Source organism: Kribbella sp. NPDC051587, from assembly GCF_044453945.1.
Taxonomy (GTDB): Bacteria; Actinomycetota; Actinomycetes; order Propionibacteriales; family Kribbellaceae; genus Kribbella.
This window is the reverse complement of the sequence record NZ_JBITDE010000018.1, coordinates 33,196-47,154: the sequence shown is the minus strand read 5'-3', so window position 1 is coordinate 47,154 and position 13,959 is coordinate 33,196. Positions and strand designations below refer to the sequence as shown.

General features: G+C 67.6%; 18 protein-coding genes. 9 read left to right on the top strand and 9 right to left on the bottom strand.

Going from position 1 to position 13,959, the window contains the following annotated elements; all coding sequences use genetic code 11:
* Positions 1-59 precede the first annotated feature (59 nt).
* From ACIA49_RS38745 to ACIA49_RS38735, 3 genes are all read left to right on the top strand, one after another.
* The gene (locus tag ACIA49_RS38745; protein WP_396383277.1) at positions 60-488 is read left to right on the top strand and encodes a hypothetical protein; all 429 of its coding nucleotides are present in this window, start codon (positions 60-62) and stop codon (positions 486-488) included.
* Positions 485-646 (top strand): hypothetical protein, encoded by a 162-nt coding sequence (locus ACIA49_RS38740; RefSeq protein WP_396383276.1) that lies wholly within the window; start codon positions 485-487, stop codon positions 644-646. Before ACIA49_RS38745 ends, ACIA49_RS38740 begins: the two co-directional genes overlap by 4 nt.
* A gap of 105 nt (positions 647-751) precedes the next feature.
* The gene (locus ACIA49_RS38735) at positions 752-1,405 is read left to right on the top strand and encodes a DUF4326 domain-containing protein (RefSeq protein ID WP_396383275.1); all 654 of its coding nucleotides are present in this window, start codon (positions 752-754) and stop codon (positions 1,403-1,405) included.
* Positions 1,406-1,408: 3 nt separating this feature from the next.
* Here ACIA49_RS38735 and ACIA49_RS38730 read toward each other — a convergent pair whose 3' ends face one another.
* The 3 genes from ACIA49_RS38730 to ACIA49_RS38720 are packed head-to-tail and all read right to left on the bottom strand — an operon-like array spanning position 1,409 to position 3,443.
* Positions 1,409-1,840 carry an NUDIX hydrolase gene (locus ACIA49_RS38730; protein ID WP_396383274.1) on the bottom strand — a complete coding sequence of 144 codons (432 nt, stop codon included), beginning with the start codon at positions 1,838-1,840 and terminating at the stop codon, positions 1,409-1,411.
* The gene (locus tag ACIA49_RS38725) at positions 1,837-2,673 is read right to left on the bottom strand and encodes a hypothetical protein (RefSeq protein WP_396383273.1); all 837 of its coding nucleotides are present in this window, start codon (positions 2,671-2,673) and stop codon (positions 1,837-1,839) included. Before ACIA49_RS38725 ends, ACIA49_RS38730 begins: the two co-directional genes overlap by 4 nt.
* Complete coding sequence (locus ACIA49_RS38720; RefSeq protein ID WP_396383272.1) at positions 2,670-3,443, bottom strand: GntR family transcriptional regulator; 774 nt, start codon at positions 3,441-3,443, stop codon at positions 2,670-2,672. The genes ACIA49_RS38725 and ACIA49_RS38720 overlap by 4 nt, the downstream gene beginning before the upstream one ends.
* 587 nt (positions 3,444-4,030) lie before the next feature.
* On the opposite strand from ACIA49_RS38720, the gene ACIA49_RS38715 reads away from it, so the two are divergent.
* The 6 genes from ACIA49_RS38715 to ACIA49_RS38690 all read left to right on the top strand — a co-directional run bounded on the left by ACIA49_RS38715 (position 4,031) and on the right by ACIA49_RS38690 (position 8,591).
* The gene (locus tag ACIA49_RS38715) at positions 4,031-4,849 is read left to right on the top strand and encodes a hypothetical protein (RefSeq protein ID WP_396383271.1); all 819 of its coding nucleotides are present in this window, start codon (positions 4,031-4,033) and stop codon (positions 4,847-4,849) included.
* Positions 4,818-6,302: a B12-binding domain-containing radical SAM protein gene (locus ACIA49_RS38710; protein ID WP_396383270.1), complete on the top strand. Its 1,485-nt coding sequence runs from the start codon at positions 4,818-4,820 to the stop codon at positions 6,300-6,302. Before ACIA49_RS38715 ends, ACIA49_RS38710 begins: the two co-directional genes overlap by 32 nt.
* Entirely contained in the window at positions 6,299-6,964 is a 666-nt protein-coding gene (locus tag ACIA49_RS38705; protein ID WP_396383269.1) for a dTMP kinase, read from the top strand. Before ACIA49_RS38710 ends, ACIA49_RS38705 begins: the two co-directional genes overlap by 4 nt.
* On the top strand, positions 6,961-7,401 hold the full coding sequence (locus tag ACIA49_RS38700; protein WP_396383268.1) for an NUDIX domain-containing protein: 441 nt from the start codon (positions 6,961-6,963) through the stop codon (positions 7,399-7,401). Before ACIA49_RS38705 ends, ACIA49_RS38700 begins: the two co-directional genes overlap by 4 nt.
* 75 nt (positions 7,402-7,476) lie before the next feature.
* A complete protein-coding gene (locus ACIA49_RS38695; RefSeq protein WP_396383267.1) occupies positions 7,477-7,944 on the top strand; it encodes a MarR family winged helix-turn-helix transcriptional regulator in 468 nt (155 codons plus the stop codon).
* 290 nt (positions 7,945-8,234) lie between these two features.
* Entirely contained in the window at positions 8,235-8,591 is a 357-nt protein-coding gene (locus ACIA49_RS38690) for a hypothetical protein (protein ID WP_396383266.1), read from the top strand.
* Positions 8,592-8,752: 161 nt separating this feature from the next.
* Here the strand turns inward: ACIA49_RS38690 and fxlM are convergent, their stop codons facing one another.
* From fxlM to ACIA49_RS38660, 6 genes are all read right to left on the bottom strand, one after another.
* Positions 8,753-9,991 (bottom strand): methyltransferase, FxLD system, encoded by a 1,239-nt coding sequence (gene fxlM / locus ACIA49_RS38685; RefSeq protein ID WP_396383265.1) that lies wholly within the window; start codon positions 9,989-9,991, stop codon positions 8,753-8,755.
* Positions 9,992-10,059: 68 nt separating this feature from the next.
* The gene (locus ACIA49_RS38680; protein ID WP_396383264.1) at positions 10,060-10,674 is read right to left on the bottom strand and encodes a hypothetical protein; all 615 of its coding nucleotides are present in this window, start codon (positions 10,672-10,674) and stop codon (positions 10,060-10,062) included.
* A gap of 35 nt (positions 10,675-10,709) precedes the next feature.
* Positions 10,710-11,045, bottom strand: coding sequence for a hypothetical protein (locus tag ACIA49_RS38675; RefSeq protein WP_396383263.1), 336 nt, complete (start codon positions 11,043-11,045; stop codon positions 10,710-10,712).
* A 58-nt stretch (positions 11,046-11,103) separates the two neighbouring features.
* Positions 11,104-12,438, bottom strand: coding sequence for a hypothetical protein (locus tag ACIA49_RS38670; protein ID WP_396383262.1), 1,335 nt, complete (start codon positions 12,436-12,438; stop codon positions 11,104-11,106).
* Positions 12,439-12,442: 4 nt separating this feature from the next.
* Positions 12,443-12,838, bottom strand: a complete 396-nt coding sequence (locus tag ACIA49_RS38665) for a hypothetical protein (RefSeq protein ID WP_396383261.1) — start codon at positions 12,836-12,838, stop codon at positions 12,443-12,445.
* Positions 12,835-13,959: a hypothetical protein gene (locus tag ACIA49_RS38660; RefSeq protein ID WP_396383260.1), complete on the bottom strand. Its 1,125-nt coding sequence runs from the start codon at positions 13,957-13,959 to the stop codon at positions 12,835-12,837. Before ACIA49_RS38660 ends, ACIA49_RS38665 begins: the two co-directional genes overlap by 4 nt.

The following is a 13,959-nucleotide window of genomic DNA, read 5'->3' as shown; positions in this document are numbered from 1 at the left end:
CTGACTGTGCGCAATGCGTACAGTCAGGTGTGCGCATTGCGCACACCTAGGAGAGTGAGATGGCGATTGAGGTACGACACACCGCCGGCGGTGTGGTGCTGGGCTGGACCAAGAAGGATGACCCGCGCGGATGGGTAGCGCGGCTGGTCGACTCCGACGTGTTGGCTGATGCCTTGACGGCGGTCGCGGACGAGCAGCGCGCGGGTGGCCGGGCGGACAGCAGGTCCGAGACACGGCGGCTGGCAGCGAGTACGGCATACCTCGCGCGGCTGCTCGAGCGACGGGAGCAGTACCTGATCGTTCAGTTGCGCGACGAGCACAACCTCAGCTGGGCCGAGATCGCGAGCACCTTGTACGACGATCCCAGCAAGAGATCCAGCGCGCGGCGCAAGTACGAGGTCGGCCACCGGCTCCTGGCTGGCACCGACTTCATCGGCGGACCGCGCAACGGCAGCGCTGGGATTCCTGGTCCACGGGACGACGCATGAGTGAGTGGGTTCCGTTCGAGGGCGATGAACCCGGCCGGCTCATCCACGAGTGGCGGAAGGCCTTCGCCGCCGATGACCAGGAACTGATGGCGGAGCTCAAACAGCAGCTAGTCGCGCTCGCCCAGCCCGATCACGAGGCGCCGGATTCAGCTGTCTGAAGTCAGCCGGTGCCGCAGGTCCTTGCGGCACTCCCGCGTGCCGGTGACCCGGGTCTAGTTGGTGACATTCACCAGTACCAGCAAGCACTTGAGGAGATTTCAGACGTGAAACGGCCAACTCGCATCCAGCAACGGCCCACCCCCGGGTGGGCCACGCCCGAGGGCAGTGTGATGGTGGACCGCAGCAGCCGCTGGGGCAATCCGTTCAGGACCGACGACCTACTCGGCGAAGGGGCAGCCTCGACGCAGGCCGAGGCCCGCACGGTGGCCGTCCATCGCTTCGGCCGCTGGCTGGACGGCGAGGGCCCCGACGAGTATGCCGTCGGCACCCACCGAAGTGTCAGCAGGTCCTGGATGCGGGCACACCTGGAAGAGCTGATCGGCAAGGTGCTGGTGTGTACGTGCCCGATGGACGAGTTTCCGTGCCATGCCGATGAGTTGGCCCGACGCGCGGCCGAGCGCGCCGTTTACGTTGAGCGCGCACAGTTGGTGGCCTACATGGCGGCCGGCCACGAGGCCGTCCTGTCGGTCGATTCGGAAGAGCCTGCGTGTCCGGATGTGATCTATGTGCCGACCCTGGAGGGCCAGCTGAGCTGGCATTTGGAGGCAGTGGACGTGGAGCGGCACTTCGACCACGTGCCGCACGTCAGCCCGGACGATCCGGCCGCCGCGTGGGACCGGCACGACACTCCGGAGAAGTACCGCCGGGTCGCGCGGCTCACCGCTCGTGTCGCCCAGGCCAGGAAGCCTGCGGGGTAGGGCTCAGAGCAGGCGCACGCCGTCGTGGTGCCTGATCCTCGGTGTGGCCGGGTTGTCGAGGGCGTCGAGGGTCCTGATCGAGAATGCTTCGATGGGGATCAGTTCGGCGACATCGTCTCTGGTGACCCAGCGGATGTCTTTGGTTTCGGGACCGGTGGTGGGGGCGCCGGCGATTGCCCGGGCGCGGAAGACGAAGTTGATGACGCCGAGCTTCATGTTTTTGTAGATGCCGGTCAGGTTCAGTAGTTCGACGTCGAGACCGGTCTCTTCGAGTACTTCGCGGCGGGCCCCGGTTTCGATCGTTTCGGCGAGTTCGAGGAAGCCTCCGGGGGCTTCCCACCGTCCGTTGTCGCGGCGCTGGATGACGAGTGCGCGTCCTCGGTCGTCGATGGTGACGGCCGAGACGCCGATACGGTGGAGAGGGATGTTGCTCACGCAGAGGCTCCGGTGAGGTAGGCAACGGTCGCGTCGTCGGATCGTTTGATCCTGGGGTAGCGCTGGGCGGTCGGGTCGTCGGCCTCGATCTTGCGGACCGATTCGAGCAGGGCGTTCGGGCCGGCGCCGTCGAGGAGGTCGAGGAGTCCTTGCCAGTCGGTGAGGTGGTAGGTGTCGACGGCTGCGGAGGCCCCGTCGGTGAGCAAGGCGGCCCGCCAGGTGCTTCCTGCGGGAAGGTCTTCGGTGCCGGCTAAGGCCTGGTGCGCGGCGGCGGGGTCCGCGGCGGCTACCCAGAAGCCGTTGTCGGAGTTGCGGTAGTTGCGCTGGGCATCGACCAACGCAGAGATACGTCCCGGGCGCTGGGGGTCGTCCGCGGTGGTGGTCAGGACCCGTTCGCGGAGGTCCTTGTTGGTGCGGAAGAGCCGGTCGTCACAGACGACTCTGATTCCGGCCGGGGTTTCGACAACGAGGGTCGCGTCGCCAAGGACGAGCCATTCGAGGCTGCTGTCGCGGGCGCGCAGTATGACGACGGTCGATGATGGTGTGCCTGGGTGGCGCGGGTCGCAGGTGTCAGCGTGGGCGTCGGCGGTGGCACCGATCGCCGTACTGAGCACGGCGGCCAGGGTCCGTCCGTTGTCGCGGACGTGTGCGGTGGCCACTTGGGTGGTGAGCTCGCGTGAGTACCAGCGTGGATCGTGGATGCATCCGGTTCCGAGATCGGCGGGCGCGGTGGCACCGTCCGCGACGACGACGAGGTCAGCGACCGCGGCGAAGGCGTCTTCGTTGGGTCGCCGCGGTGATCCTGGACGGGTGGCGATGCGGGTGTCGATCACTCGGTTTCGCTTTCGGGTTCGTCGCTCCACTCGTAGCGCAGCTTCCATTGGTGTCCCGGCAGGATGTGGGAGGTGACTGCGACGGGTCGGTGTTCGTGGTCTGATGCAACGAAGATGATCTCGAAGACTGCTTGGTTCGGCTCCATGTCGAGGAAGGCTGCCTCGGTGGCGCTGGCTCCACGGAAGCCGACTTCTTCGGAGAAGTGAACCGGCCCTCGGCCGACGTCTGCGAGCCGGGAGTAGGTGCCGCCTTGGCCGGTGTTCTCCTCGGTCACGCCGGCCTTCTCGGCGAGCTCGCTGACCAGGTAGGTGTCGGCGATCTGGGTCGGGATGTCGTTGGCGAAGTACTTGCGGCGCCGGACGACGAGTTCGGAGCCGACCTCGACGTCCAGGAGGCCGGCGAGCAGCTCTGATGCGGGCACGCGCTCCACCAGTGCTGTCCAGGTCGGGTCGAGGCCGAGCCTTCGGATCTCTACGTCGTAGGCGCCCCGGCCTTTGTCGCGCGCTCCGTGCCGCCGGGTCGCGATCCGGGTGATGACCGGGATCGGCTGCACGAACACGCCGAGACCGCGCCTCACCCGGACGAGGCCTTCGTTGCGCAGCAGGATGACTGCGCGGTTGATCGTCGGCCGGGAGACGTTGAACTCGCGCGACAGTTCCGGCTCGCTGGGCAAGGGAGAGCCGGGCGCGTGCACGCCTCTGCGGATCCGGTCACGCAGGATGTCGGCGATCTGCGCGGCGCGCGACCGCGGTGCCTCGATCTGGGTCATCTTCGCCCCTTTCGTCCGCGCGTAGGTGCTCATCGTAACGCGGGGCTGTAGGTCATCCGATGTCCTACAACCCTCTTGACGCGCCGGATTATCCGGATGCAGGATGTACTACATCCTTCATGTTGCATCTGCGGTTCTGCGGAGAGGCGGGGAGTGGCCATGGCTCATCGAGCATCTGGCGCTGGTCGCGTCTTCGCGATCTGGCGATGTGGCATTCCTGTGCGACGAGGCCGGATCTCCTCCGCTGCGCGACCTCCTCAGGGTCGTTGCGCCGGCGTCGTCCACCTGGGTGTCCTCGGTTCGGGCTGGCGATCGGCGCCTGGGCGGCCGAACCGAGGACACCTCCCCTATTCGGCAGGCGGCCGTACCGGAGTTTCGATCCTGCGGCCGCCCGCCACGCCAGCCAGCTGTTCTGCGCCAGCGCTGATCGCCGTGAGTGCGGCCGCGAATGTCGCGGCCGCACTCGGCTGCACCCTTTTCGGGCTGCCCGAACTCCTGACGGTTCGCGTATCGCGCGCGGCGTCCGGCTGCGGCTGGGGCGAGCGCGTTGACTATGACGCGCGTTCACCTCAAGAAGGGGCTTCACGATGCCGAACCTGATGCAAGAACACCCCGGCTGGCTGCCCTCGGCGGCTGGATTCACACGGGTCATGCGATCCGGCGCCACGACCTGGTATCTGGCCTGGGATACGGCCAGCGGTGCTCTGGATCTGTCGCCAGCAGCTGCAACGAAGCCGACGTCACCTCGACCGGTAGCCAGCGTCGTCGACCCGAACTCGTTGCCCGAGCTGTTCGGAACGCTGGGCAAGGTGCTGGCATCGGCCGGGCCGGTGATGCGAGTACGGAACTGTGATCTGTGGGATGCGATCGGCACGGCGATCAACCGGCAGGTCGTCACGGTCAGCCAGGCAAGAACCACGCACCAGCGGTTCTGCATCGCATACGGCGAGCAGGTGCTGACTCCGGCCGGGGTGATGTTCTTGTTCCCCACCGCCGAGCGGGTCACCCAACTGTCCGACGACGATTTCGACGGCCTCGGGATGAAGTTCAAGCGGCCGATCTTGCGCGCAGCCGCGGTCGCCTACCTCGAGAACGCCGACAAGTGGGCGCAGTTGGAGCCCGGCGACCTCGTCGACGCGCTGCGCGGCGTGTACCGGATCGGGCCGTGGACTGCTGGTGCAGCGGTCGCGGACTGGTCCAACGACTTCGCGCTCTACCCGTACTACGACATGGCGGTTCGCCACTACGCCCGTACGACGGCACCCGGCCACGACTGGCCCGACACCGATGCCGCGTTCGGCCGCCTGTGGCGAGACGGCGCCGGCGATCACCTGTCCGCACTGACTCTGCTCACCCTTGCCCAGGGAGGCGCACGTGCTACCAGCGAACCTCGACCACCGACCTGATCCAGGACTGATCGCCGGCGGCGACCCGGCCCGTCAGCTCGATCTCCTACTCGTGAACGCACCACTTCGTGACTATTCGCTCCGGCCGCGCGTGAACGACTTCACCCTCCCCGTGCTCGGAATGGCCTACATCGCCACCGCGGCCGCCGGGGCCGGGTTCAACACCGCAGTCCTCGACGCCGAGGCCCACGGCCTCGGGATCGATCAGACCATTGCCCTGGTCAACCAACTGGCCCCACGCTGGGCTGGGTTCAACCTCCTGGCCCCCACCTACGAGATCAGCGCCCGGATCGCCGCCGGACTCGACCCGGCCATCATGCTGATGCTCGGCGGCCACCAGGCCAAGGCCATGCCGACCGAGATCCTCACCGACCCCCGGATGCGCGCTACTGCTGCGCTGGTCATCGGTGAGGGCGAAAGCCGGGTCGTGCAGCTGCTGACCGATCACCGCCTGCGTGCGGAACTGCCGGGTGTCATGTGGCGCGATCCGCTCCTGGGGACGATCAACACCGGCCGCGGCAGCAACACGCACCTCGCGCCGCCGATCGATCAGCTCGCCCACGTCGATCGGCAGTACCTCGCCCAGGACCCTTACCTGGCGGGTGATGGACGGCTTGAGGCGAACATGGTCGGGGCGCGCGGCTGCCCCTACGACTGCTCGTTCTGCGGTGCCGCCGTCTCCGCGAACCCCGACATCACGATCCGGGTCCGTACGCCGGGCAACATCCTCAGGGAGATGTACGACCTGCGCGACCGGTACGGGGTCACCGCGTACCGGTTCGTTGACGACCTGTTCCTCGGCGTACCGCGGGTGATCAAGGCAATGATGGCGCCGTTCGCCGCCGAACGGGTCGGCGATTGGGCGCAGTGGGACGCGACCGGCCGGATCAACGTCCTCGACAAGGTCAACGACGCCGAGCTGGACCGTCTCGCGGCCAATGGGCTCCGCGAGGTCGCGCTCGGAATCGAGTCCGGCAACCCACGAGTGCTGGCCTACATCGACAAGCGCATCGATCCCGGCATGGTGCAGCGCACCGTACGCCGGCTGACCGAGCGCGGCATCCGCGTGAAGGGCTACTTCATCCTCGGGTTCCCCGGCGAGCAGCGTCACGAGATGCTCGACACCGTCGACCTGGTGCACGAGCTATGGGAGATGACCGATCATCTCCCGGGCAGCTTCCGGGCGTCGGTGTTCGAGTTCCGTCCCTACCCCGGTACGCCGGAATGGTCCAGGCTCATGGCCACCGGCCGCTACACCGCCGAGCAGCTGCTCGCCTACGGCGCGGTCGACCTGACCGACGAAGGCCTGGACGAGGCGATGCGCTCGCGTGACGAGTTCAACTTCTCGGTCGGGATCCAGTTCGGTGAAGCACCGGTCGACGAGGTGCGCCGCCACATGGCAAACCTGTCGCGTCAGCAGTACGCGCGCAGCCGCGAAACGGCCACGGCGTGACCGGGGACCACCGCTGGCCCGGGTTCTTCGTCACCCTCGACGGCCCGGGCGGGGTGGGCAAGTCCACCGCTGTCGCGGGCCTGACGGCCGAGCTGGCCGAGTACTGCGTCCCGGTCCAGCAGACGACTGAGCCGTCCAGGGGATCGATCGGTGAGCTCGCGCGGCACGGCACCCACGAATTCAGCGGGCAGGCTCTGGCCTGCCTGGTCGCGGCCGACCGGTACCACCACCTCGACACCGAGCTGCGTCCAGCACTCCGGGCCGGCCGCCTGGTGCTGTGCGATCGGTACGTCGCGACGTCGCTGGTGCTGCAGCGCCGCGACGGCGTCCCGCTGGATTTCATCGACGCCATCAACCGCGATGCCGATGCACCGGACCTGGCCGTCATCCTCACCGCGCCTGCGGCCACGATCCGGGCCCGGCTGCAGGCGCGCGGCGTGAGCTCCGGCCGGTTCGAGGACGACGATCGCATCGACGTCGACCTGGGCTACTACGTCGACGCCGGCAAGATCCTGCGAGGCCGGGGTGTCGACGTACTGACGATCGACGTCGGTCAGCATCGCCCATGCGACACGGTCCGCGTGATCAGTGCGGCGATCCGGGCCAGGTGGGCTAGCCTCGCTGAGCCATCAATCGACTACCAGCAAGGCGCGCCAGCATGAAACCCGAGCGGTTCCGCACCATCATCGACGTCCACCTGCTCCTCATCCGCGACGCCGAGATCCTGCTGGCGCAACGACAAGGAACCGGCTACGCCGACGGGCAGTGGCACATGCCGTCCGGCCACCTCGAGGAAGGCGAAAGCGCCACCGAGTGCGCCGCGCGCGAAGCCCACGAGGAGACCGGCATCAAGGTCGACCCGACATCGCTGCAGCTGGGCCACACGATGCACCGCGGTCACGAGACCGAGCTGCCGCGTCTCGGGCTGTTCTTCGTCGCCACCGCCTGGGAAGGCGAACCCGTCAACGCCGAGCCGCACAAGTGCGGCGGCGTCGAGTGGTTCCCCCTCGACGAGCTGCCTGCCGAGATGGTGCCGTACCCGCGGGCCGGCCTCGACAACTACCTCAGCGGCATCGCGTACGCCGAACTCGGCTGGTAGCCCTCTCCCGGTATGCCGCGAGGGCTGGGGCCGGCTGAGGCCTTCGCCCCTGATGACTCGCCTAGTGTTGGTTCGGTGGGATCGTCCAGCGAGGTGCCGGTGCTGTGGGAGTTGGTTCGAACCGCCCGAATAGCTGAGCGCTGGCTGGCCCAGGCGGTGGGAAGCGCGGAGCTCACGCCGACCCAGTTCGCCGTGGTGGCCTGCCTCGGCGACACGGGCGAACTCAGCAAGACGGAGTTGGCCCGCTCGCTGCGGGTGCGGCACCAGGTGATGGGGCCAATCCTGCGGCGGATGATAGACGCCGGACTAGTCGAGTTGACCGGTCTCGGCGGCCGCGGCCGCCGAAACGTCCTGCGCCTGACCCAGGCCGGCCACGACGCGCTCGGCCATGCACAGACAGCCGTCGTACGAGCAAGTCGGCCGACCAGCCTGGGACTGACCGCGAGGGAGCAGGTGACACTGACCAGGTTGCTGGTTCAGTTGCGCGACGCTCTGGACGATGCCGAGTTGGCACAGCCCACCACTCGCCGCAACCTCCAATAGCTCATCAGCTAGGTCTCCGGCAACGCATTCGCACGTTCCTGCAATTGCGGAATCCCCGAATTGCACGTTCCTGCAGTGGATCGCTGGATCCGGCCCGCTTGTCCGCCGCCAACGTGGAATATTCTGCGTTGCCTAGGGCAACCATATTGCACTTTCCTGCAACGGAAAATTGCAGTTTCCTGCAACACCAAAAGGGCTCACAACCCTGCCTCGCGCGTTTACGTTTGATGCCCAACGCATCATCCGTTCATGAGAGCGAGTAACGAATGTTTCACCGGATCGGGTCCGCTGTGGCGGTTCTCTTCCTGGCAATCTCCGGCCTGACCGCAACCGCTGGACCGAGCCACGCAGCGCAGTGGTACGGCGGACGGTACAACCGAGTCGTGAACTGCTACGGGGCGATCGTTGCCAGCGGCGACCTGATGACCCGCGGCGCCAACTGTCACTGGAACGGCAGCCACTTCACGATCTACACCAAGGAAAAAGGCGACGTCTACAAGTGGACCACACGCCGGTTCAACCAGATCGGCAACTGCTACAAGGCCATCAAAGAAAGCGCCTCCCTGATGTCTGACGAGGCCGCCTGCCATCTGTACTACAAGAGCTACTACTCGATCGATTTGATGTACGGCCCCTACAACGGCTAGACGGCTGACGAACTGCCGTCTGGTCGCAGCGGCCAAGCTCGTGGCCGCTGCGGAGGCCGTCAGGGCGCTTTACGCCGTGCGTTGATCTCTATTCGCAACTTACCCTCGGGGAACGCACCTGAATAGCGATTTGAACAGGGCTTTTGTCCTCGCTTGGACGCTCAGTGCCAGTCGATGAGCAGCTGGCCTGGTGGCGCTTCGACGACGAATCTGTCCTCATAGGGCGCAGTTGTCGAGTGGGCATGGATTCTAAGTTCGAATGAGACCTCGCGACCGCGGTAGTCCCGGTTCCAGGTACGCATCGATTCCCGTACGCGCTGGGCAAGATCGTCCCCTGCCGGGCCGTGGCCGACCACTCCGAACTCCCACAGCTTGTCGCCTTCGGGCGTACGGTGCCTGGACAGCCGGCGGACCAGGTAGGCGAGCGTGCCGTTCTCCACGACCGCCGCGGAACTGGGATATGGGTCGTCGACCAATAGCCGTGCGGCTTCGTCGTTCGAAGTCATCCGGTTGAGGCCACTGGAGAAGGAGCAGGTCAGCCAAAGCTCCATCCATTCCGGTGACTCCTTCCCGCGAAAGAGCACATCGGTCCAGGCGATGCTGCGGGGCTGGTCGATGACGTCGGCCAGCGCCGCGGCGTCGACGGGCTGGGTGCTGTAGGTCTGCAGACGCACTGACCCGTCGGCGGCGATCGGGATGAAGTCTCGGTCGTCGGCGGCGACGCCGTCGCGCAGTGGCATGAAGCTGTTCATCTGGCTCCCGATCGAGACCCAGGTGCCGCTGCGGTTCTCGTAGCTGAAGGAGCGGGACACGCTGCCGCGAATACGTTGCGGGACGACCAGTCGCCCGCCGGGCGCGAGCTGGTCAAGCCAGGCTCGGGGGACGCCGTGGGCGCCGACCGTGGCGACGATGCGGTCGTAGGGCGCGTCTGCGGGGTGCCCTAGGGCGCCGTCGCCCAGGACCACGGAGACGTTGCCGAGACCGGCGGCGGCCAGGTGCGAGCGGGCGCCGGTGACGAGATCGTCGTCGACGTCGACGGTTGTGACGCGCCCGGTCGGCCCGACCAGCTTGCCGAGGAGCCCGGCGTTGTAGCCGGTGCCGGCGCCGAGCTCGAGAACGTTGTGGCCAGGTTCGACTTGCAGTTGTTCCAGCATCATTGCCACGACGGTCGGTTGTGAGGCGCAGCTGATCGCCAGACCGTCGTCAGCGTGCTTGATGTCTACCGTCGTGTTGGCGTACGCCTGTTCGACGGATGCGCCCGGCACGAAGAGATGGCGGGGCAGCATCTCCATCGCTGCCTTGATGGCCGGTGTACGCAGCCAGCCTTCGGCGGCAATCTCGTCAACCAGAGCTCGGCGCAACTGAACATCAGTGGCCTGAGCGGCCCGATCGTCATTCATCGCCCAGACGCTAGCCGTCGCCTCGGACATCTCGGGATCGCCAGCCCGTCGTCAGCAGGCTGAACCCGTTACTGGCCGCCGCGCAGCGCGCTGCGCAGCCACATTGCCGTGGGAGGTGCTGTCTTGTAGACATTGCGCCAGACTCCGCTGACGACGGGGTCGAGGATCTGTGGCATGAAGCGGGGCGGGTCCATCAACCAGATGGTGATGAGGACGTCGGATTCTGGCTCGCCGTGCTGCTCAATTGCGAGTGCGTCTGCTGCCAGCTGGTTGCTCTGTGCCCTTCGCGCTCCGAGCAGCGTCGCAACGCCGACAATAATTGCCGACCAGCCGCCCCAGGCGAGCTGATCGACTCCGGTGGCCGCCGCGATCACCACGAACAGCACCGGTCCCAGAAAGGTGAACAGCGCCCCCGCGCCAGCGAGGGCGCGGCCGCCAGGGAGCCGGGGTTTGCCGAGCTGCAGCCGCGCGAGCTCGTGGGCGAGCATGAATCGCTGTACGTCGGGACGTGCGGCGAGGAACTTGTCGTCGATGTAGATGACCGGTTTCTGTGGCCGGGCTCCTCGCGCGTGCTCCGATACGTGGGCCGCCTTCTCCAGCTTCACAACCGGTGCACCGCGGGCAGCCAGAAGCTCTTTGAGCATCTGTTCAATCGATTCCGGAACGGCCTCTTGATTCGCCATGCTTGATCTTCCCATCCCGACGCCCCGCCAGATGCTTACCTGTTGTGCGGTGCGGCGACGATCCTGCAGAGTTCGGTGATTGCGTCTCGTTCCGACGGCGTGGTGGCCGTGGCGTGGTCATCCTGGAGGGTGCGCGCGATTTGAGCGAGCTCACCGGCTTGGCGTTCAGTGACCTTGACTCGTTCGAGGTATTGCCCGGTGAGCCAGGTGATCTGGTTCAGCACGTTGAGGTCGTAGTCCCCCGGGAGTGCGACGTTTTGCCCTTCTGCGATGAGGCGTCTGGCCGCAGAGGCAACTATGTACGCCGGGCTCATGTGCCAGGTGTCTTCTGAGCAGGAGATGTAGCCCCCGAGGACGTCGCGATAAAACATCGTGCACTTCCTTTCATGGCGTGCCCCACACTACTGATGCCGCAGCTGTCGAGGGGGCTCATGCGGTCGGCCTCGAACGTTCGGGGTGGAGGCGGCGCAGTAGTGCGCCGCCGGCGAGATGCTGGGTGAGGTAATCGGCAAGCGCAGCGGATTCTCGGCCGGGTTCAGGGTCAGTTGTTGGCGGGGCGGCTGCTGTGCGGCGACGTCGCCGGACTGGGGTTGGGCCGGTGGTGGGTCGGGGTCCGCGGCGCTGGACAGGTGTACCCATGGCGGCGGCGTGAAGCTTCTTCGCGGCGGAGTCGAGGGCGGGGATTCCGGTTTCGGCCGGCGGGGCGAGTCGTTGTTCGTCCCCGTCGTCGCTGGATCCGGGTTCGACGAGTCCGTCGACGGGGTCGGTTTGTGCAACAGCGGCACGGTGGGCGGCAATCGCTGTGACGGCGTACGCGTGGGCTGCGTGGGTGGCCAGCGCAGCGAGTTGGTTGCGGTGATCAGCGGCGAGGTCGGCGCGCCGTCTGGCGGTGTCGTGCCACAGTTTCCGTCGACGAGCGGCAAGACGCGCTGCTGGCGCGGGTAGATCCGGATCCGGCGCGGTGAGCTCGGCCATCTCGGTCTGTGCGGCGGTGTGATCGGCGCCGGCTTGGCGCCAGGCACCGCAGAGCTGCCGGTAGTGCTGCTGGTGGCTGGTAAGGATCTCGTCGGCACGGGCTGGCCAGGGCTCTGCGCCGGGGCCGTCCGGGTGCGGTGCCCATATGGCGGGGTGTGCCGCGGTGTGTACGGCGTACTGGTCGCGGTAGAAGTCGCGGCCGCGATCGGTGATCGTGTAGCCGCCGCTCACGTACGCGGCCAGTGGTGGCTGGTGCCTGTCGATCAGGACACGTTCGATGGTCGTGGAGTGGCTCCATTCGAGTCTGCGTCCGGCCTGGTCGGCCGACCACAGCTGCGCGAGGACTTGCCAGGACCGTTCACTCAGCGCGGCTTTCGGTTTCGGCGCTGAACCGCGGACATCGGTGGCGGTGCGGGCGACGGCGCGGCCGTGACGGGTGAGGGCGACGGTCAGCATGGTGCCGAGCGTGGTCGGGTAGCTGCCGCGGGTGATGAGGCCGCGGGACTCCAGGGCGGCCATGGTGGCGCCGTTGCCTTGGTTGTCCCAGCCGCTCTTGGCCAGAGCCGTCTGGAGCGTGGTGAGGCCGAGCAGGTCGCGGGCGGCGGGGTCGTGGGCGAAATCGATGCGGCGCCAGATGGCGGCTGGGGTGTTATCCCAGTCGCGCGCTGCGTCGCGGCGGTGTGACGCTTCGCGGGCCTGGTCTTGTTCGTAGATCGCGGTGAGTGTGCCCTGCTGGCGGTCGTTGAGTTCGTTCCAGGCCGCGAGGGCTTTCGATGGCCGTGCCGCCATGAGATCACTCCTCCGATCGCGGGATCTGGCAGTCGGGGCAGACCCAGCCGTTGCCGTCACGGGCGGGCAGCCACCGGTTGGCTTTCAGCCGGTCAGCGACGTGTGCGGGCAGCTGGTTGTCGCGGACCTGGTCGACGAGGGCGCCGGTGAGAAAGGGGCCAGCAGTGCAGCCGCGGCAGCTGATCGCGTACATCGGCCCGTCGGGTTGGCAGTGGCCACAGCACTTCCGTGATGCGACAGCGCCGGGCTTCGTGGCGGTCGCTGGCCGGGTCTCGAAGATCCAGTCGATCTTGAGCTCGTCGGCTTGGTCCTTGGCTTCGACCCACTTCGCCGGGGTGTGTCCGCAGGAGGGGCAGGGAGGGTAGCCCCGGCGTGCCGGTTGGCGCGCCGGGGCGGTCATTCCGGGTCCGCGTCCTGGTCTGGCCGGGCCGCGGCCGTACCGGTTTCGGGTGCCGCCTGGTGTCGGTCGGCGAGCTGACGGCGCAGGTCGTCGGCGGCCTGTTCGGCGGTACGCAGGGCCGAGGTGACAGCGGCGACGCGTTCGGCGGCCGAGGTCCGTACGTCGGCCAGTTGCTCGTGGTGGTCGGTGCGGAGCTGGTCGAGGTCCGCGCGATGGTCGGCGCGCAGGGTGTCGAGCTCGCTGCGGTGCGTCTGGGCGGTCTCGCGGATCTCGCTGCGGAGCGCGGTCAGTTCGGCCGTGGCGGCTTCAGCGCTCGCGCGTGCGGTGGCCTGGCCGGCTTCGGCCTGCACCTGTTCGATCCGGGCCTGCTGGGCTGCGCGCTGGGCTTGCTCTACCTGTTCGCGCGCGCTCTCCTGGATGGCGCGGATCCGCTCCTCGGCCTCGGCGCGTGCCTGCGCGATCGCCTCGGCTGCTTCGAGCGCTGCAGCGTCGGCGGCCGCGCGGGCCTGCAGCTCCGCCTCGCGTGCCTGGGTAGTCTCGGCGCGGGCGGCCTCGAGCTCGCCGGCCATCTCGTCGACGGTCTCCTCGGCCTCGGCCTTCGCCTGCTCGGCGAGCTCGGCCTGGCGCTCTGCGGTACGGCGGCGCTGTTCTTCTTCGCCGCGCTGCCGCTGGGCCTCGGCGACCTCCGCGCGGCTCTCGGCCTTGATCTGGTCGATCTCGGCCGCCACGGCGTCCGCGTCTCCGTAGGCCTGGGCGGCTTCCATGAAGTCGACCAGCAGTTCTCCGAGGCCTTCAACGGCACCAGGCAACCGCGCGACGCGGTCTTCCAGCGTGGCCCGCGCATCTGAGACCGGCGCAGATCCGCGCTCCGCATCACCGGGCCGCCGGTCCGCCGCGTCGAGCTTGCGCTGTTCGACGGCAGCGTACGCCCGGTTGTGCTTCACCGGGCGCCCACTCCGGGTTGCGCCGATCTGCTGGCAGTAGATCGGCGGCCGCCCCGGCCGGCCGGGTTTCGGCACGGTGCCATCGGCCTGGGCCGGTGGATTCGGGCAGTCCACGCCCGGGAAGGCGCAGTGCCCCCTGGATTCGGCGCCGTACTCACTCACATCCAGGCTCGTCAT

Bases quoted from the DNA above. Each gene is read 5' to 3' on its own strand.
- ACIA49_RS38745 (WP_396383277.1), top strand. From the start codon at position 60: ATGGCGATTGAGGTACGACACACCGCCGGCGGTGTGGTGCTGGGCTGG.
- ACIA49_RS38740 (WP_396383276.1), top strand. From the start codon at position 485: ATGAGTGAGTGGGTTCCGTTCGAGGGCGATGAACCCGGCCGGCTCATC.
- ACIA49_RS38720 (WP_396383272.1), bottom strand. From the start codon at position 3,443: ATGACCCAGATCGAGGCACCGCGGTCGCGCGCCGCGCAGATCGCCGAC.
- ACIA49_RS38715 (WP_396383271.1), top strand. From the start codon at position 4,031: ATGCCGAACCTGATGCAAGAACACCCCGGCTGGCTGCCCTCGGCGGCT.
- ACIA49_RS38700 (WP_396383268.1), top strand. From the start codon at position 6,961: ATGAAACCCGAGCGGTTCCGCACCATCATCGACGTCCACCTGCTCCTC.
- fxlM (WP_396383265.1), bottom strand. From the start codon at position 9,991: ATGAATGACGATCGGGCCGCTCAGGCCACTGATGTTCAGTTGCGCCGA.
- ACIA49_RS38680 (WP_396383264.1), bottom strand. From the start codon at position 10,674: ATGGCGAATCAAGAGGCCGTTCCGGAATCGATTGAACAGATGCTCAAA.
- ACIA49_RS38675 (WP_396383263.1), bottom strand. From the start codon at position 11,045: ATGTTTTATCGCGACGTCCTCGGGGGCTACATCTCCTGCTCAGAAGAC.
- ACIA49_RS38670 (WP_396383262.1), bottom strand. From the start codon at position 12,438: ATGGCGGCACGGCCATCGAAAGCCCTCGCGGCCTGGAACGAACTCAAC.
- ACIA49_RS38665 (WP_396383261.1), bottom strand. From the start codon at position 12,838: ATGACCGCCCCGGCGCGCCAACCGGCACGCCGGGGCTACCCTCCCTGC.
- ACIA49_RS38660 (WP_396383260.1), bottom strand. From the start codon at position 13,959: ATGACGAGCCTGGATGTGAGTGAGTACGGCGCCGAATCCAGGGGGCAC.